Annotated in this window: 16 protein-coding genes, 2 tRNA genes and 1 pseudogene; 9 read left to right on the forward strand and 10 right to left on the reverse strand. The window is 59.2% G+C overall.

Annotated features, from left to right (window positions below; translation table 11 throughout):
* Positions 1-13: 13 nt before the first annotated feature.
* Both ACIPZE_RS17785 and ACIPZE_RS17790 read right to left on the reverse strand, forming a co-directional pair.
* Complete coding sequence (locus tag ACIPZE_RS17785) at positions 14-637, reverse strand: glutathione S-transferase family protein (RefSeq protein WP_283439110.1); 624 nt, start codon at positions 635-637, stop codon at positions 14-16.
* Positions 638-680: 43 nt separating this feature from the next.
* Complete coding sequence (locus ACIPZE_RS17790) at positions 681-1,340, reverse strand: transglutaminase family protein (protein WP_400774264.1); 660 nt, start codon at positions 1,338-1,340, stop codon at positions 681-683.
* A gap of 248 nt (positions 1,341-1,588) precedes the next feature.
* Between ACIPZE_RS17790 and ACIPZE_RS17795 the strand changes: the two genes are divergently transcribed.
* Positions 1,589-4,036, forward strand: coding sequence for an acyl-CoA dehydrogenase (locus ACIPZE_RS17795; protein ID WP_400774266.1), 2,448 nt, complete (start codon positions 1,589-1,591; stop codon positions 4,034-4,036).
* A gap of 74 nt (positions 4,037-4,110) precedes the next feature.
* Positions 4,111-4,518 (forward strand): PA2817 family protein, encoded by a 408-nt coding sequence (locus ACIPZE_RS17800; RefSeq protein ID WP_283439113.1) that lies wholly within the window; start codon positions 4,111-4,113, stop codon positions 4,516-4,518.
* A 76-nt stretch (positions 4,519-4,594) separates the two neighbouring features.
* Here the strand turns inward: ACIPZE_RS17800 and ACIPZE_RS17805 are convergent, their stop codons facing one another.
* Complete coding sequence (locus ACIPZE_RS17805) at positions 4,595-5,593, reverse strand: LysR family transcriptional regulator (RefSeq protein ID WP_283439114.1); 999 nt, start codon at positions 5,591-5,593, stop codon at positions 4,595-4,597.
* A 90-nt stretch (positions 5,594-5,683) separates the two neighbouring features.
* Here ACIPZE_RS17805 and ACIPZE_RS17810 point away from each other — a divergent pair, with 90 nt between their 5' ends.
* The 4 genes from ACIPZE_RS17810 to ACIPZE_RS17825 all read left to right on the forward strand — a co-directional run bounded on the left by ACIPZE_RS17810 (position 5,684) and on the right by ACIPZE_RS17825 (position 9,738).
* A complete protein-coding gene (locus ACIPZE_RS17810; RefSeq protein ID WP_400774269.1) occupies positions 5,684-6,310 on the forward strand; it encodes an alanyl-tRNA editing protein in 627 nt (208 codons plus the stop codon).
* Between the two features lie 91 nt (positions 6,311-6,401).
* On the forward strand, positions 6,402-7,172 hold the full coding sequence (locus ACIPZE_RS17815) for a 2OG-Fe(II) oxygenase (protein WP_129395051.1): 771 nt from the start codon (positions 6,402-6,404) through the stop codon (positions 7,170-7,172).
* Between the two features lies 1 nt (position 7,173).
* Positions 7,174-7,812 (forward strand): LysE family translocator, encoded by a 639-nt coding sequence (locus tag ACIPZE_RS17820; RefSeq protein ID WP_129395052.1) that lies wholly within the window; start codon positions 7,174-7,176, stop codon positions 7,810-7,812.
* A 186-nt stretch (positions 7,813-7,998) separates the two neighbouring features.
* Positions 7,999-9,738 carry a dipeptidase gene (locus tag ACIPZE_RS17825; RefSeq protein WP_400774273.1) on the forward strand — a complete coding sequence of 580 codons (1,740 nt, stop codon included), beginning with the start codon at positions 7,999-8,001 and terminating at the stop codon, positions 9,736-9,738.
* 141 nt (positions 9,739-9,879) lie between these two features.
* On the opposite strand, the gene ACIPZE_RS17830 is transcribed toward ACIPZE_RS17825, so the two are convergent.
* Positions 9,880-9,955, reverse strand: a tRNA-Gly gene (locus tag ACIPZE_RS17830).
* Positions 9,956-9,957: 2 nt separating this feature from the next.
* Positions 9,958-10,033, reverse strand: a tRNA-Glu gene (locus ACIPZE_RS17835).
* A gap of 384 nt (positions 10,034-10,417) precedes the next feature.
* Between ACIPZE_RS17835 and ACIPZE_RS17840 the strand changes: the two genes are divergently transcribed.
* Complete coding sequence (locus tag ACIPZE_RS17840; protein WP_174823946.1) at positions 10,418-11,176, forward strand: hypothetical protein; 759 nt, start codon at positions 10,418-10,420, stop codon at positions 11,174-11,176.
* 133 nt (positions 11,177-11,309) lie between these two features.
* Here ACIPZE_RS17840 and ACIPZE_RS17845 read toward each other — a convergent pair whose 3' ends face one another.
* The 4 genes and pseudogenes from ACIPZE_RS17845 to ACIPZE_RS17860 all read right to left on the reverse strand — a co-directional run bounded on the left by ACIPZE_RS17845 (position 11,310) and on the right by ACIPZE_RS17860 (position 15,730).
* A complete protein-coding gene (locus tag ACIPZE_RS17845; protein WP_400774363.1) occupies positions 11,310-12,191 on the reverse strand; it encodes a methyl-accepting chemotaxis protein in 882 nt (293 codons plus the stop codon).
* Positions 12,171-13,277 (reverse strand): annotated as a pseudogene (locus ACIPZE_RS17850) (HAMP domain-containing protein); the annotation flags it as partial. The gene ACIPZE_RS17845 and the pseudogene ACIPZE_RS17850, both read right to left, overlap by 21 nt.
* A 108-nt stretch (positions 13,278-13,385) precedes the next feature.
* Positions 13,386-14,780, reverse strand: a complete 1,395-nt coding sequence (locus tag ACIPZE_RS17855; RefSeq protein ID WP_283439120.1) for a PLP-dependent aminotransferase family protein — start codon at positions 14,778-14,780, stop codon at positions 13,386-13,388.
* Positions 14,781-14,968: 188 nt separating this feature from the next.
* On the reverse strand, positions 14,969-15,730 hold the full coding sequence (locus tag ACIPZE_RS17860; protein ID WP_129395057.1) for an SDR family oxidoreductase: 762 nt from the start codon (positions 15,728-15,730) through the stop codon (positions 14,969-14,971).
* Positions 15,731-15,833: 103 nt separating this feature from the next.
* Between ACIPZE_RS17860 and ACIPZE_RS17865 the strand changes: the two genes are divergently transcribed.
* Both ACIPZE_RS17865 and ACIPZE_RS17870 read left to right on the forward strand, forming a co-directional pair.
* A complete protein-coding gene (locus ACIPZE_RS17865) occupies positions 15,834-15,971 on the forward strand; it encodes a hypothetical protein (protein WP_283439121.1) in 138 nt (45 codons plus the stop codon).
* Positions 15,968-16,972, forward strand: coding sequence for an NADP-dependent oxidoreductase (locus ACIPZE_RS17870; protein WP_283439122.1), 1,005 nt, complete (start codon positions 15,968-15,970; stop codon positions 16,970-16,972). The genes ACIPZE_RS17865 and ACIPZE_RS17870 overlap by 4 nt, the downstream gene beginning before the upstream one ends.
* A 125-nt stretch (positions 16,973-17,097) precedes the next feature.
* On the opposite strand, the gene pyrF is transcribed toward ACIPZE_RS17870, so the two are convergent.
* Positions 17,098-17,679: orotidine-5'-phosphate decarboxylase (gene pyrF / locus ACIPZE_RS17875; RefSeq protein ID WP_400774278.1), on the reverse strand; the 582-nt coding region annotated here is incomplete at its 5' end.

A 17,679-nucleotide genomic window follows, 5' to 3' on the forward strand; every position in this document is an offset into this window, starting at 1 on the left:
TCGATAGTAGGTATTAAGTCAACGCGGTCATGACCGCTTTTTTGTAGGCCGGGCGCTGCTTCAGGCGCTCGTACCAGGCTTGCAGATGCGGTTGCGGCGCGCGCTCGATAGGCATCTCGAACCAGGCATAAATGAAACTGCCCAATGGAATGTCGCCCATGCCGATGTCTTGGCCGGAGAGATACGCTTGGCTGGCCAACGCCTCGTCGGCCATGCTCAGCAACTCGTTGCATTCCTTGATCGCGGCATTGATGGCCGGCCAGTCCTGCTTGTCTGCCGGCGTGCGCAGAACACCCCAGAATACGGTGCGGAACGGACCGGCAAAACTCGACGTGGTCCAGTCCATCCACTTGTCAGCGATGGCGCGGGCTTGCGGATCCGCCGGATACCAGGCGCTGTCGGGCGCATGTTTGGCCAGCAGGTAACGAACGATGGCGTTGGATTCCCACAGCACGAAGCCGTCATCCTCGATCACCGGCACCCGACCGTTCGGGTTCATCTCCCGGTACTCTGGCGTGTCGACTACGCCGAAGGCGCCACCGGCATCGATCGCTTCGTAAGCCAGACCGAGCTCCTCGGCAGCCCACAACGGCTTCCTGACATTCGATGAGTTTTTCCGTCCCCAGATCTTCAGCATGACCGGCTCTTTTCAAATGAGTGGGCGGCCAGCATACGCCGGATCAGACGCGGCTTACATCGTTGTGCATGTCGCCCAACAGCTGTGGCTGCTGATCGCCGAACAGGTGCGGATAGCATTTTTCCAAGTGTTCGAAGAAGAAGATTTCCGGGACATCGGCGAATTGCCCGTGATCGACCAGGTACTCCATCAATTGCGCACCGTCGCGGTTGAACGGATGGAAAACACTGTCGTTGACGCCGTCGAATTCCAGCGGCGCAACGTTGAACAATTCGCAGAGTTTCTGGTTGAACGCGGGTGTCGCTTTTACCCAGCGTTCATTGAGGAAAAACTCGGTGTAGCCGTGCATGGCGAACATGTCGCTTTTCAGCAATTCGAGCAGGCGTGGCGTCGATAAATGATTCTTCACGTCGGCCAGACCGATCCGCGCCGGGATCCCGCAATGCCGCGCGCAACCCGCGAGCAGCGTGGCTTTGGGCACGCAATAACTCTCCCCCGCCGCCAACGCATAGCTGCCACGTAGGGTTTGTGGATCACGGCTGAAGGTGTAGGGGTTGTAGCGCACCGCCTCGCGCACGGCGTAATAAAGATTGATCGCCTGCTCGACCGGGTCGCGGCTGGCACCCCGGTGTTGTTCAGCGAACTCTACCACCGCCGGGTGGTCACTATCGGTGAAGCGGCCGGGACTCAGATATTCGTGCATGACGACAATCTCCTGAATGAGTCTGGAGTCTAGCGACAGCTTCAGCACAGAGATAACGACGTTTCGGCCAAACTTGGACGCAAAGACGCGGATCGACCGAACGATTTCTTACACGTGTTGCCCACCGAACCTACGAAAACCATCCGGGGTTTCCCACGATTTCAATCACCTTGGTCTGACCACCCGGTTTTGCAGATGCCGTCTAAGCTCTGGAGGGTCGATTTGCCTTGGTTCACGGAGGACTGAATATGCTGTTGTTGTGGATACTGGTTTTGATTGTCGGCGTGGCCTATCTCGCCCACCGGCGTATTTCGCCTCTGCCTGCATTGGGCATCGTCGCGGTCTACCTTTTGGCGATGGGTATTTTCAGTCACGCGCCGGGCTGGCTGTTGCTAGTGTTGTGGGTCGTGCTGGCGGTGGTCGCCGCGCCGTTGTTGCTACCTGACCTGCGCCGCAGACATTTCAGCGCGCCACTGTTCAACTGGTTCCAGAAAACCCTGCCGCCGATGTCGCAGACCGAACGCGACGCGATCGATGCCGGCACTGTCTGGTGGGATGGCGAGCTGTTCAGCGGCCGTCCGGACTGGGACAAACTGCTGGCCTATCCGAAGGCGCAATTGAGCGAAGAAGAACAGGCGTTCATCGACGGCCCGACCGAAGAACTCTGCGCGATGGTCACCGACTGGCAGATTGGCCAGTCGATGGACCTGCCGCCCGAAGCCTGGGCGCATATCAAGGAACATGGCTTTTTTGCCCTGATCATCCCGAAGGAGTTTGGCGGTAAAGGCTTCTCGGCCTACGCCCACTCGCAGGTGGCGATGAAACTCGCCACCCGCAGCGGCGACCTCGCCTCCACGGTCATGGTGCCAAACTCCCTCGGCCCGGCCGAACTGCTGCTGCATTACGGCACCGACGAACAACGCAATCACTACCTGCCCCGCCTGGCCCGTGGCGATGACATTCCGTGCTTCGCCCTCACCGGCCCACTCGCCGGTTCCGATGCCGGCGCGATGCCCGACACCGGGATCATCTGCAAAGGCGAATGGGAAGGTCAGGAAGTCATCGGCCTGCGCCTGAACTGGGAAAAACGCTACATCACCCTCGGCCCTGTCGCCACCCTCCTCGGCCTCGCGTTCAAGGCGTATGACCCGGAACATTTGTTGGGTGACAAGGAAGACCTCGGCATCAGCCTCGCGCTGATCCCAACCGATACCGCCGGTGTCGAAATCGGTCGTCGTCACTTGCCACTGGGCGCGGCGTTCATGAACGGCCCGAACTCCGGCAAGGACGTGTTCATCCCGCTGGACTTCCTCATCGGAGGTCAGGAGATGCTCGGCAAAGGCTGGATGATGCTGATGAACTGCCTGTCGGTGGGGCGCTCGATCTCGTTGCCGGCCGTCGGCACTGGCGCAGCCAAATTCACCAGTCTGGTGACCGGCCAGTACGCGCAGATTCGTGAACAGTTCAACGTGCCACTGTCGGCGTTCGAAGGCATTCAGGAAGCCATGGCACGCATCGGCGGCAACGCGTGGATGATGGACGCCGCGCGCATGCTCACCGCCAACGCGGTGGACCTCGGCGAAAAACCGTCGGTACTGTCGGCGATCCTCAAATACCACCTGACCGAACGCGGTCGCGAATGCATCAGCCACGCCATGGACGTGCACGGCGGCAAGGCGATCATCATGGGCCCGAACAATTACCTCGGGCGCAGCTGGAACGGTGCACCGATCTTCATCACCGTGGAAGGCGCGAACATTCTTTCGCGCAACCTGATGATCTTCGGTCAAGGGGCGATTCGTTGCCATCCGTTCGTGCTCAAGGAAATGGCCTTGGCCGGTCGCGAGGACAAGGATCAGGCGCTGAAAGAGTTCGACGGCCTGCTGCTCAAACACATCGGTTTCGCCGTGAGCAACGCCGCGAGCACGCTGGTGTTGAACCTCGGCTTCGGCCATTTCGAGCACGCACCGGGCGACAAGATCAGCCAAGGCTACTTCCGTGCACTCAATCGTCAGGCAGCGGCATTTGCCATGCTGGCTGATTTCAGCATGATGCTGCTCGGTGGCGAGCTGAAACGCCGCGAACGCCTATCGGCGCGTCTGGGTGACGTGTTGAGCAACCTGTATCTGGCCTCCGCTGCGCTCAAGCGTTATCACGATCTGGATTCGCCGGCGTACATGGAGCCACTGTTCCGCTGGGCGATGGAAGAAAGCCTCGGCCAATCGGAACGTGCGCTGGATGAATTGCTGCGCAACTTCCCGAACAAGGTCTTCGGCTGTCTTTTGCGCGTTATCGTCTTCCCGTTCGGTCGTCGCCACACCGGGCCGTCAGACAAACTCGGTGCCGAAGTGGCTGGCGTGATCGGTCGGGCCAAGGGCGATCCGGCACTGGAAGAGTTGCTTGCAGGCTGCTACCGCCCGCAATCTGCAGACGATGCGGTCGGTGCGTTGCAACACGCCAGTGATCTGCTGAATGCTGCGCAACCGCTGCACAAAAAACTGCATACCTCGCTGAAAAGCGGTCAGGTCAAACCGGCCGCAGGCGAACACGCCATCGATGCAGCGCTGGAGGCTGGCGTGTTGCAACCGGTGGAAGCGCAGAGCCTGCGTGATGCCGAAACGGCGCGGCGCAAGGTCATCGATGTCGATGATTTCGACAAAGAGGAACTGAAACAGGCAGAGGGCAAAGTCCGCTGATCCTGAGACCCATGTCCAAGCGGGCGCAGGAGCTTTATACTCCCGCGCCCGTTTTGCTCTTGAGGACTTATCTCGTGTCCAACGTCGTTGCCGATCATCTTGTGTTGCTCGACCACCTGCGCAGTATCCTGGTCGCCGTAGGTGAGGCCGAACAGGTTCCCGAAGAAAGCCACGCCCTGTTCCTGGAGCGCTTCGACGAACTGCTGGCGTCGCTACCGATCGAACCGATCGAAAGCCAATACCTGGGCCAGGACATCCTGACTCAAGTGATTAGCCGTTACCCGCAAATTGCTCACCTGATCCCGCGCGATCTGTTGTGGTTCTTCGCCGGTGATTGCCTGCACTACCTGTCCGATGAAGAAATCGACATGTATCAGGCGCTGGAAGAACGTCGCTACGAAGCCGAACAGAACGATGAACCGTTCGACTGGAACCAGGAAAAGCAGTTGCTGGCAATGTCTGCTCAGGACAGCAAGCACTGATTCAATTCGTTGATTGAAGTCAAAAGATCGCAGCCTTCGGCAGCTCCTGCAGGGGCAGTGATCTTTTGCTTTTGCGTTACAACAGTCCCTCGCTTTCCGGCAGCTCGTACGCCATCGCGGCGTTACTCGCACTGCCCGACTTCCCCGGCTTGCTCAGCGTCGGTTCTTTCTCCAGACACTCCACCAGATAGTCGATAAACACCCGCAGTTTCGGCGGCAGATAGCGCGTCGGCGAATGCAGCAGCCAGAGTCCGCCGTGGTAGGAAGCCAGGAACGTCCAGTCCGGCAACACCTGCACGACCAACTTCTGCTCCAAGGCATAACGCGCGGTGAAATACGGCAGACTGCCAATACCGATGTGCTGCAACACCGCCCCCAACCGGACGCCGGTGTGGTTGGCGGCGTAACGACCGCGCACCCCGACCGTGACGGCTTTGCTGCCTTTCTTGAATTTCCAGCGCGCATCGCTCGGCGTTTCGCCCAGATAAATGCAGCTGTGGTTAAGCAAGTCATGAGGATGAGTCGGCGTGCCGTGTTCGGCCAGATATTGCGGTGTGGCGCAGAGCAAATGGTCGATGGTCAGCAGCTGACGACCCACCAGACCCGCCGGTGGTCTATCGGTGATGCGGATCGCCAGGTCGACATGGTCGTCAATCAGATCAACTTGCCGGTCTTCCAGCAACAATTCGACGTCGACCTTGGGGTAGCGCCGCAGAAACTCGGGCATGTGCGGATGAACCACAAAGCGGCCCACCGCTTTCGGCACACTGACCCGCACCAGCCCTTCCGCTTCATGGGTGAACTGGCCGCTGATTTCCATCACGGACTTAGCGGCGCTGACCATCTCCTGGCAGCGCTTGAATACCTCTTCGCCACCATCACTCAAACGCAACTTGCGCGTCGTGCGTTGCAGCAACCGCGTGGCCAAGGCTTTTTCCAGTCGAGAAATGCTGCGACTGACCGCTGAGGGTGACGAACCGAGCTGTCGGGCGGCTTCTGAAAAGCTGCCGGTCTCCACGACCTTGACGAAAATCGCCATTTCACCGAGCAGTGGCAGCGGTAGATTTATGCTCACAGCGCACAAGTCCTTTGATGTTTGAACGGATTATCACGTTATTACACGATTCATATAATAAAAATAGAAACTTTAATAAGGGCATGGAATATGACGCTTCGCCTCTTTTTCCATAGTGATGACCTCAAGGCCAATGTGGAAGTCCTCGACTGCACGCCCCACGAGAACGAATTTGCCGTAGTGCTGCGTGCCACGCTGTTCCATCCGCAAGGCGGCGGGCAGCCATGCGATACCGGCTGGATCGGCGAAGCCCAGGTGCTGCGCGTGGTCCAGGATCCGGACCGGATCATTCACTTTGTCGACCGACCGGTTGCGCTGGGCATGACCGCTATTCGGGTTGATGAACAGCGCCGCCGCTTCAACACCCGCATGCATTCGGCCGGGCATCTGATCGGGCATTTCGTCCAGGCCATGGGCTGGATGCCGATCAAGGCGCACCACTGGCCGGACGAAGGGCGGGTGCAATTCAAACCCGGCGATGGCGCTCAGGAAGTCGACGCGCAAACCCTTCAGACCGGCATCGAGCAATGGATCGAACACGATCTGCCACGCCTGACGTCCCTGCGCGAAGGCGCGCGGGAAATCGGCTTCGGTGAACTCCCGGCCTATGGCTGCGGCGGCACCCATGTACGTAGCCTGAAGGATCTTGGCACAGTCACGATCGCGTCCCTTTCGCAGAAGAAAGGCACGTTGTCCGTCCACTACAGCGTGGATTGAGCATTTTCGGACGCTGCCCTCGCGCAGCGTCCGGCGCCGGGGAACCGCACTCGCAGGTTCCGTTGACTATCGATAGATGGACCTAAATAACATGATGCTAGACGTCGAGCGTCTCGATGAGACGTGCATAAAAAAACTGGCCAACGAAGAAGTCCTCGCCATCCGCGTCAAAGGCTTTCTGCCCGAGCCGCTGGCGATCGAGATTGGCGACAAGATCCTTGCTCCAGGCTTTGAGGGCTACATCAACGCACCCAGCATCGGCCGCATCGGCATGGCGTTTTACGAGGCGGAAAACCAGCCGCTGCTGATCGAAGACTACTTCGAGCGTGCCACCAGCAACATCGCCGAACTGCGCAATCGCTGTGCGCCCTACTCGTCGCCGGTCGACACCTTGCGCTGCATGTTCGACGAATCATGGCCGGCCGGTGCGCATCTGGAAAACCTCTACGGGCGCAAGATGTACGTCGGCCTTTCACGCGTGGTGAAGCCCGGCGTGTGCTTCCTCGCCCACCACGACATCTTTGCCAAAGATGCGCCGGACAGTTTCCAGGCCCGCAGCCTCGAGGCGCAGTTCGCCTGCAACGTTTACCTGAACATGCCGACTGACGGCGGCGCATTGCAGATGTGGGACGACGACATCACCCCGGACCAGTTCGACGAGATGCGTGGCGACAGTTACGGCATCGACCCGGCGCTGCTCGGGCCGCCAACCCTTGAGGTGCGGCCGCAGCCCGGCGACTTCATCATGTTCAATTCGCGCTGCATGCACTCGGTGACCCCGGGCGTGGCGGATCCGCGCTTGAGCCTTTCCTTCTTTGTCGGCTATCGCGGCAATGCTTCACCCCTGACCTTCTGGAGCTGAGATGTATTCGAATTACCTGGGCGAGTTTCTGGCGCTGGCTACTATCCACTTTCTCGCCGTGGTTGCTCCCGGCCCGGACTTCGCCGTAACCATTCGCCAGAGCGTGCGCTTCGGGCGGCTGGTGGGGATTTGCACGGCACTGGGCATCGGTGCGGGGATTTCCGTGCACGTGCTGTACACCCTGCTCGGCGTTGGCGCGCTGATGCACACCACCCCGTGGTTGCTGACCGTGGCCAAAGTGGTGGGCGCTGCCTACATTGTCTACCTCGGTGTCAGCCTGATCCGCAGCAAACCGAAAACCAGCCTTGAAGGTGAAAAAGCTGCGGAAGAACCGCTGGTTGAGCAATCGTTGTTCAAGGCGTTCAGTACCGGTTTCCTGACCAACGCCACCAACCCCAAGGCCACGCTGTTCTTCCTGGCGATCTTCACTACGATCATCAGCGCCAGCACACCCCTGCAAATCCAGGCGTTCTATGGCTTGTGGATGTGTTTTGTAAACGCCTTGTGGTTCGTGATCGTCGCGCTGTTTTTCTCCAGCAACAAGGTGCGACTGCTGTTCATGCGCATGGGTCACTGGTTCGAACGCAGCATGGGGGTGATCCTGATTCTGTTCGCCGGGCGCTTGATGCTGTCGATGTAAATCACCAAAAAAGTCCCGGCACACTCTGCCGGGACTTTTTCATTTCTGCGCCTCTTTTGCATTTCTGTGCGACAGATCCCGTTTCGAGACTCCCTCGGCACTCCCTCACGGTGTTAGTTTGCAAAACGTTTCAGACGCTTCCGTCAGAAACTTCTTATCAACTGCCTGCCAAGGAATGCCTCCGTAATGGATTTCTCCCTCAAGCAACTGGCCGCCGCTACCCTGATGCTGGCCAGCCTCGCGTCATTTACCACCGCCGCTCAAGCCAACATCACGCCACAGCAGAGCGCGGTCATCCTGAAATCCTTCGACGATAAAAGCGTGACGGATTTCCGCGAGTTTCTGGGCAGCCTGGCCAAGAGCGACATCGCCAAAAGCGACAATCTCGGCCCGGCCATCAGCGCTTTCCTCGACAATAAAACCCTGACCGCTGAACAGCAGAACGAAATCCATCGCCTGCTGGGCATCTACACCCGCGTCAAATACGGCAAGGCCGCGCTGGAAACCTTGCGTGAACTGGTCGAGATTCCGACCTTCCAGAAGGAAGGCGTGGCGCAGCACGACAATCCTGAGTTCATCAAGATTGCCGGCAAGATCCAGAGCCTTGCCGAATCGTTCAACCTGAACTTCCGCAACATCGACAACCGCGTCTACGAAATATCCCTCGAAGGCCAAGGTGATGAAGTCGTCGGCATTCACGCGCACGCCGACGTGGTGCCGGTGACTCCGGAAAACTGGGTGCTCAAGGACGGCACCAAGCTTGATCCGTTCAAAGTCACCCTGATTGGCGATCGCATGTACGGTCGTGGCACCGAGGATGACAAGAACGGCATCGTCGTTGCGATGTACGCGATGAAAGTGATCAAGGAAGAAAAACTGCCGCTGGCGCGCAACTTCAAGCTGCTGGTCGACACCACTGAAGAAACCAGCGGTGACGCGATTCCTTATTACTTCGAAAAAAACCCGACGCCGGCCTACAACATGGCGCTGGACGGTGGTTACCCGGTAGTAATTGCCGAGAAAGGCTACGGCACCGTGATGGCCAAATTTGCCAAACGCCCGGCTGAAGGCAAAGGCGCTGAAATCACTTCGATGACCGGCGGCCTGGCGACCAACCAGATTCCGTCGGCCTCGGTCGTCACCTTGCTGACCGACAAGCCTGCCGAACTGGCTGCCAGCCTGCAAAAGGCCGGCAACGAGTTTGCCAAACACAATGGCGGCAACTTCGAAGTGGCAGCCAGGGTTGACGGTAAAGACGTCAAACTGACGGTGACCGGCGTTTCCGCGCACTCTTCCGAGCCGGAATCGGGCGTTAACCCGGTGGCGCGCATGCTGGTGTTTATCAATAGCCTGAACGGTAAGGTGGCGCTCAAGCACAACCAGTTCACCGACGCAGCCCGTTACGCTGCCGAGAACTGGGGCCTGGATTACCTCGGCAACACCTTGAAAGTGGGCTTCTCCGACAGTTTCATGGGGCCGCTGACTACGTCGCTCACCTACGTCGGTGAGGATGACAAAGCCTTCAAACTGGCGGTGAACCTGCGCGTTCCGAAGGGCAAGTCGCCGGAAAAACTCAAGGCTGAAATCGCTGACAAACTCAGCGCCTGGACCAAGAAAACCCACGTCGCCGTGGACTTCGATTACTCGGTCGCCGAACCGATGTACCGTAATCCGGAAGGTGAATGGGTCAAGGCTTTGCTGGCCGTGTCGACAGAAAACCTCGGCATGAAGCACGAGTTCGGCACCTCAGCCGGTGCGACGTCGGTGCATGAACTGCCTAACGGCGTGCAATTCGGCCTGGCGCGCCCCGAGGTGAAATACACCGGGCACACCGATGGCGAGTTCAAGACCGTTGACCAGTTCTTGCTGGACCTGCAAATCGTCACCGAAATGATGGGCCGCATCGGGCAACTGCCAAAGCTGTGATCGATCGCTGGAACCCGGTCAGCGCATGACCGGGATCTGGCACATACAAAAAAGGACCGTGAGGTCCTTTTTTATGGGCGACGACAAAAACGCGCACAAACAAAAACGCCGATCATCACTGATCGGCGTTTTTGTTGAATATGGAGCGGGAAACGAGACTCGAACTCGCGACCCCGACCTTGGCAAGGTCGTGCTCTACCAACTGAGCTATTCCCGCAATGGCGTCCCCTAGGGGACTCGAACCCCTGTTACCGCCGTGAAAGGGCGGTGTCCTAGGCCACTAGACGAAGGGGACACGCTACAACTTTCACTTCCTGCCGCGCTTCGCTGTGTGCTTTACGCTGCAAGTGGCGCGCATTCTATGGATGGATTGAGAGGTCGTCAACCCCCAGATATAAATTTATTTAAATCAATGACTTCGACCTGCTTTACGGGAGCAATCGGGCTTTTCCGTCGCCCGAGTCCTGACGCCTATATTCCGCCACTCGCCAAGGCGTTATAGTCCACCGCACGGTGATGGCATTCTGCACATCAAGCGCCAGCATTCATATAAACAGCCGGCGGCCGATACAGATTGAACCAGCCGATCCAACTCGTCGAGCCGCGCTAGGCGCATGAAAGCCCAGCCACTACACTCGCATGCGAACCCTATAAAGAGGTCTTACCGGTGACACCACTCATGATCACCCTGCTTGTCATAGCCGGGATCGCAATTCTGATCGCCATTGGCTACATGAACCATGTGGTGGAAAACAACAAACTGGAGAAGGCCCGCACCAAAGTCGAACTCAACGACCGCCTGCGTCGTTGCGGCGAGCTGACCGAGACTTTCCCCGGCCAATTCATGACCCCGGCCCTGAAGCTGTTGTTGACGCGCCTGGAACTCAACGTTTGCCAGCGCCTGTTGAACCTGGAAAAGACCAGCGCAACCACCAAGGCGCGCATCACCGAACTGAGCGCACTGGTCGCCCAAGGCGAGTCGATCCCGGTCAACAACCCACCTGCACCGATCATGACCGAAGCCAAGGCCAAAGACGTACGCTTCCTTCTCGAAGCCCTTCACGGCCAAATCACCCGCGCTGCCCACGACGGCTTCCTGCCACCGAACGAAGCCAAACACTGGGTGCGTGAAGTCCGGCACATTCTGGTGTTGCTGCACATCGAGTTCTTCAACAACCTCGGTCAACAGTCGCTGCAACAAAACCAGCCCGGCCAGGCTCGCCTCGCCTTCGAACGCGGCGTGCAATACCTGCGCAAGCAGCAGAACCCGCAGATCTACTCCGAACAGCTGCAGTACCTGGAAAAATTGCTGGCCCGCGCCAACGCCCAGGTCATGGACAAGATCGCCCCGGTTGAAGGCGAAGAAAACCAGCTGACCGCCGGGCTGAAGGATGTCGAGGCTGATGCGGACTGGAAGAAGAAAGTGATTTACGACTGATTGTCGATGCTGAGAGAGGAGCCACCGAGAGGTGGCTTTTTTGTGGGTTGCGATCTAGTAAATCAAAAGATCGCAGCCTTCGGCAGCTCCTGCATGAGGTGGGGTGGCCGGATCTGAAGATCGTCGCCGAGGCTCAAAGTCGGAAATGCCCAACCATCCCACGCAACTCTCCCCCCAACTGCGCCAGTTCAACGCTCGAAGCGGCATTCCCGCGCATCGCAATCGACGACTGATCCGCACTCGCGCGAATACTCGTGACACTGCGATTGATCTCCTCCGCCACCGAACTCTGCTGCTCCGCCGCCGCCGCAATCTGTTGATTCATCTGCTGAATCAACGAAACCGCTGCCGCAATACTGCCCAAGGCACTTTCGGTCTGCAGCGCATCACTGACCGCCAGCTTCACCAACTCTCCACTGCTCTGAATCTGCTGCACCGACGCCTGCGCCGCCGCGCGCAATGCACTGACCAACCGTTCGATTTCCTCGGTCGACTGCTGCGTACGTCGCGCCAGCGCGCGCACCTCATCGGCCACCACCGCAAAGCCCCTGCCCTGCTCGCCGGCGCGCGCCGCTTCGATTGCCGCGTTGAGCGCGAGCAGATTGGTCTGTTCGGCAACACTCTTGATCACTTCAAGCACCGTGCCGATATTCTGAATCTCGGCACTGAGGCTCTCGATACTGCTACTCGCCGACGTCGCCGAATCCGCCAGTTGCTCGATACGCGCCATGCTCTGACGCACGACCTGCTGACCCGTCTCGACCTTGCCATCCGCCGTCTGCGCCGCCAGTGCGGCCTCTTCGGCATTGCGCGCGACATCGTGCACAGTCGCGGTCATCTGGTTCATCGCGGTGGCGACCTGTTCGGTCTCCTCCTTCTGACTGCTGACCTCAAGATTGGTCTGCTCGGTCACCGCCGAGAGCGACTGCGCGGAACTGGCCAGTTGCTCGATACCGGCCTGCAAGCCGCTGACAATCGTGCTCAACCCTGCGCCCATCTGCTGCATCGCCGACATCAACTGACCGATTTCATCCCGGCGCGTCACAGCAATCGTCGCGCTCAAATCACCGGCAGCAATCTGTTGGGCAACCAGGATCACACTGCGCAACGGCGCAACGATCAATCGAGTGATCACCCAGGCCGCGATCAACCCGACCAACAGCGCCAATGCCGAAGAGCCGATAATCAGCAATGAATTCTTCTTCAGTTCTGCCTGCATCGCGCCATCTTCGGCGACATAGGCCTGATCCACCCGCGCCACCACTTGCGCGGCACGCTGGTGCAATTGTTCGTAAACGGTTTTTTCCTGCGCCAGCAACCCGGTGTATTCAGCCAGTTTGTCGTTGAAACCGGCGATGTGCCCGGACACCTCATTAAGCACCGTCAGATAACCCTCATCCTTGACCGTGGACTTCAGCTCTTCCGCCTGTGCCTGCGCCTGCGCGGCCTGCTCGATATTGCCTTTGCCGGCGCTGTCGGCATCGCCCTTGCGACTCTGATCCAGACGAATCCGCGCTTCGTTCATGGCCTGCAACATCAAGCGCGACACCTGGCTGACCTGACTGGCCTGCTCGATGAACTGTGCACCGTCCTTGCCCTCGGTCTCTTTCAAGGTATAAGCGCCGTCATCGGCCAGCCCGGCCTGCAACACGTCAAGGTTGTTGGCCACGCTGGACACCGACCAACTGGCCATTTCCAGCGCGAGATCCTTGGCCTGGGTCAACGAGACAAACTCGTCGAACGCCTTGCGGTAGGCGTCAAGCGACTGCTCGACATCGCTCATCACCGGCACATTCGCCGGCGATTGCGCCTTGAGTTCGTTGGCCAGGGCAATCAGGCCCACCACGCCTTCACGCAAGGCATCGGCGGTTTTCGGATCACCACGCAAGGCGTACTCCTGCTCCAGCAGGCGCACGTTGAGCAGGCCACTGTTGAGCGAAGACATCTGCTTAAGGCCATCGAAACGCTGACTGATGGTTTGCAGGGACCAGACACCAATCGCCGCCACCAGCGCAGTCAACAGCAGTACGAGCACAAACCCGATAGCCAGTTTTTTTGCCATACCGAGGTTGGCAAAACGTCCTTGCACGGCCGAAATCATTGCGCGAAGCCCTCTGCCAAAGTGTGTGGACGAAGATTCGCAATGGCCATGCACCCGCACAAGTCTCTGGCGTCGGAATAATGGCAAAAAGCTACGCCCGCGTCGTTTTCAGAACGCTTGAGGTCGATCCACGCGGGTGCTGCGAAAAAACTGCCGGGCACGGGGGTCGCAGGCGTACGCGACATTGATCCGCTGCCACTCGCAGACTTCGCCACTGGGACTGAATGCTCCCGCCGCAGCAAGCGCTACACCGTTGCCGAGCGCCTGACGACGCAAGCGGGCGGGATCGGCAACTGGCGAACGCGCCCAGATGAACAAACCACCGCACGGCTTGCCGAATACCTCCCAATCGGCGTCTTCGAGTACTTGCAAAGCGGCGGCACGGTCGACATTCAAGCGCTGGCGCTGCCGATGCACCAGCTTGCGGTAGGCGCCGCTGGCCAAGAGGTTGGCCAACACCGCCTCGTTGAAACCTGAACAGCCGGAACTGCTGATCATCTTGACCCGCGCCAGCCGAGCGATCAGTTCAAGGTCGGCAAATACGAAACCCACACGCAATGAGCTGCTCAGGGTTTTCGAAAAACTGCCGATGTAAATCACTCGTTGATCCAGTGCCGCCAACCGAGTGCCGTTGCCATTGTGCAAGTCGGCGTAGACATCGTCTTCGATCAGCCGCACATCACTGGCATTGCACAACTGCAGGATCCGCTCGGCCACGGACGGACTCAGACAGGAGCCGGTGGGATTGTGATGATGACTGTTGATGAACATTGCTACGGGGCGGAACTGCTCCAGCACGCTTGCCAGTGCAGCCGTGTCAGGCCCGTTCGGGGTGCGGCGGACTTCGAGCAGATGTACACCGTGCAATCGCAGAAGATCGAACAGTGGCGCATATCCAGGGTTCTCGACCACCACGTAATCACCGGCCTTGAGCAGGGTGCGCACGATCAGATCAAGGGCTTGGGTCGCGCCGCCAGTGGTCATGATCTGCGCTTCGACGGCCTGGACACTGATCATTTTCAGGCGCTTGACGATCTGTTCGCGCAGCGCCGGCAGACCGAGTGACGTGCTGTAGTTGAACAGGCTGCTCATGTCCGTGCGCGCTACCTGACCGATCGCGTAGCTCAAGTCGTCGGACTCACGCCAGCTTTCAGGCAAGCCGCCATCACCGAGATTCAGCTTTTGCGCTAAACCATAAGCCTTTGCCGCCTCTGGGCGAAGCCGATCAAGACTCGCCGGCAGCGGCGCATTGACTGCACAACGCGGCGCAGCAGCGACCATGAATCCCGAGCCATGCCGAGGCGCCAGAACCCCTTGTGCCACCAGGCGTTCACAGGCCTGCGCGACGCACGACTGACTGAGCAGATTGCTGCGTGCAATTTCCCGCACCGAAGGCAAGCGTGTAGCGGGTGGCACGGCACTTCGCGCGATCCAGTCGATCACTCCGTCAACAATCTGCTGTACGACTGGCACCATTGCCTGTCGGTCAATTCTCAATTCCATGAGCACGCAAACTCCTGTCCGTTTTGCTGGCGGCAGTAAATCACAGCCATGCCACACAGCCTGTGCGACAAAGCCGTCAAAAGCGACCTTTCTAACCATTTGATACACATTGCTTGGCGGATTCACGGAACTGAACGACAGGCATGAAAAAGCCCGCACGAATGCGGGCTTTTTCCTTGCATAAATGCTCAGAACGCAGTGACGCCACCGTCCACCGCCAGCGAATGACCAGTGGTGAATGCTGCGCCATCGCTGCACAGGTACAGCACGGCGCTGGCGATCTCCTCGACCTTGCCGATGCGGCCGACCGGGTGCATGGCATTGGCGAACTCAGCCTTCTTCGGATCAGCCTCGTAGGCGCGGCGGAACATATCGGTATCAATCACCGCCGGGCACACCGCGTTGACGCGAATTTTCTTCTTCGCGTACTCGATCGCAGCAGATTTGGTCAGGCCAATCACCGCGTGCTTCGACGCCGCGTAGATACTCATCTTCGGCGCCGCGCCCAGGCCGGCCACCGACGCGGTGTTGACGATCGCGCCACCGCCCTGGGCCAGCAACAGCGGCAACTGATACTTCATGCACAGCCATACGCCTTTGACGTTGACGCCGATGATCGCGTCAAACTCGTCCATCGAACCTTCGGCCAGTTTGCCTTTCTCGATTTCGATGCCGGCATTGTTGAAGGCGTAATCGAGGCGGCCGTAGGTATTGATCACCTCGTCCATCAGATTTTTCACTTCGCTCTCGACGGTAACGTTGCAACGGACGAAGGTCGCTTCGCCGCCGGCTGTACGAATCAGCGCCACAGTGCCCTCGCCCCCTGCGGTATCGAGATCGGCGACCACCACCTTCAGACCTTCGGCAGCAAACGCCTGGGCGGTTGCTCGGCCGATGCCGTTAGCCGCGCCTGTGACTACGGCAACCTGACCGGAAAACGTCATGCTCATTGTTGTGTCCTCGAACGCAAAGATGCAGGGGATGCTTAGCGTTGCAGCATAGCCACAGCGGGTTGTCCGGCGTCAGCACTATCAAAAGGCTGTTTATGTGCCCATGCGTGGCGGTGATAAACCGGTGGTGGTGATCATCACTGCACTGGATCGGCGTGCATTCGCCGCATCAGCCAACCTTGCGACATCGGCGCTTAGGGTCTATCAACAAGGCTTCATTCAATTCGAGTGCCTGCCATGACCTCACAGACCAATCGCCAGTTCCTGCTCGCCAAACGCCCGGTGGGCGCCGCGACCCGCGAGACTTTTACCTATCAGGAAGTACCGGTCGGCGAACCGGCGGCGGGACAGATTCTGGTCAAGAACGAATACCTGTCACTCGACCCGGCCATGCGTGGCTGGATGAACGAGGGCAAGTCCTACATCCCGCCGGTCGGTATCGGTGAGGTCATGCGCGCCTTGGGTGTAGGTAAAGTCGTCGCGTCGAACAATCCGGGCTTTGCGGTCGGCGACTACGTCAACGGCGCCATCGGCGTGCAGGATTATTTCCTCGGCGAGCCAAGAGGCTTCTATAAAGTCGACCCGAAACTGGCACCGTTGCCGGTGTATCTGTCGGCATTGGGCATGACCGGCATGACCGCCTACTTCGCCCTGCTCGATGTCGGCGCACCGAAGGCTGGCGACACCGTGGTGCTGTCCGGGGCGGCGGGTGCGGTGGGCAGCATTGCCGGGCAGATCGCCAAGATCAAAGGCTGCCGCGTGGTGGGGATCGCCGGCGGTGCCGACAAGTGCAAGTTCCTCATCGATGAGCTGGGTTTCGACGGCGCCATCGACTACAAGCACGAAGACGTAATCGCCGGCCTCAAGCGCGAATGCCCGAAAGGCGTGGACGTGTATTTCGACAACGTCGGCGGTGACATCCTCGATGCAGTCCTGAGTCGCCTGAACATGAAGGCACGCGTGGTGATCTGCGGCGCCATCAGCCAGTACAACAACAAAGAGGCGGTCAAGGGCCCGGCCAATTACCTGTCGCTGCTGGTCAATCGTGCGCGCATGGAAGGCTTTGTGGTGATGGACTACGCGGCGCAATACGCGAGCGCGGCGCAGGAAATGGCCGGTTGGATGGCCAAGGGGCAGCTCAAGAGCAAGGAAGACATCGTCGAAGGCCTGGAGACCTTCCCGGAGACGCTGATGAAATTGTTCAGCGGGGAGAATTTTGGCAAGTTGGTACTGAAGGTTTAAAGCCACCACAAAACCAAGGTGGGAGTGAGCCTGCTCGCGATAGCGGAGTGTCAGTCAACATTAACGTTGTTTGACACACCGCTATCGCGAACAGGCTCACTCCCACAGGGTTATGCGGTGCTTGCTTAGGCGATTTCGGCTACAACTGCTGCCAGCGCCTTGGCCGGATCGGCCGCCTGGCTGATCGGACGGCCGATCACCAGGTAATCGGAACCGGCGTCCAGCGCCTGACGCGGGGTCAGGATGCGGCGCTGATCGTCCTGCGCACTGCCCGCCGGACGAATCCCCGGGGTCACCAGTTGCAGCGACGGGTGCGCGGTTTTCAGTGCCGTGGCTTCCAGCGCCGAACACACCAGACCATCCATCCCGGCCTTCTCGGCCAGTGCCGCCAGACGCAACACTTGTTCCTGCGGCTCGATATCCAGACCGATCCCGGCGAGGTCTTCACGCTCCATCGAGGTCAGCACGGTGACGCCGATCAGCAGTGGCTGCGGGCCGCTGCGCTTGTCCAGCTCTTCACGGCAGGCAGCCATCATGCGCATGCCGCCGGAGCAATGCACGTTGACCATCCACACGCCCATCTCGGCGGCGGCTTTCACGGCCATCGCGGTGGTGTTGGGAATGTCGTGGAATTTCAGGTCGAGGAATACTTCAAAACCCTTGTCACGCAGGGTGCCGACGATTTCCGCGGCGCAACTGGTGAACAG

The sequence above is a fragment of the Pseudomonas sp. NPDC089741 genome (assembly GCF_044748825.1).
In the GTDB taxonomy this organism is placed as follows: domain Bacteria; phylum Pseudomonadota; class Gammaproteobacteria; order Pseudomonadales; family Pseudomonadaceae; genus Aquipseudomonas; species Aquipseudomonas helmanticensis.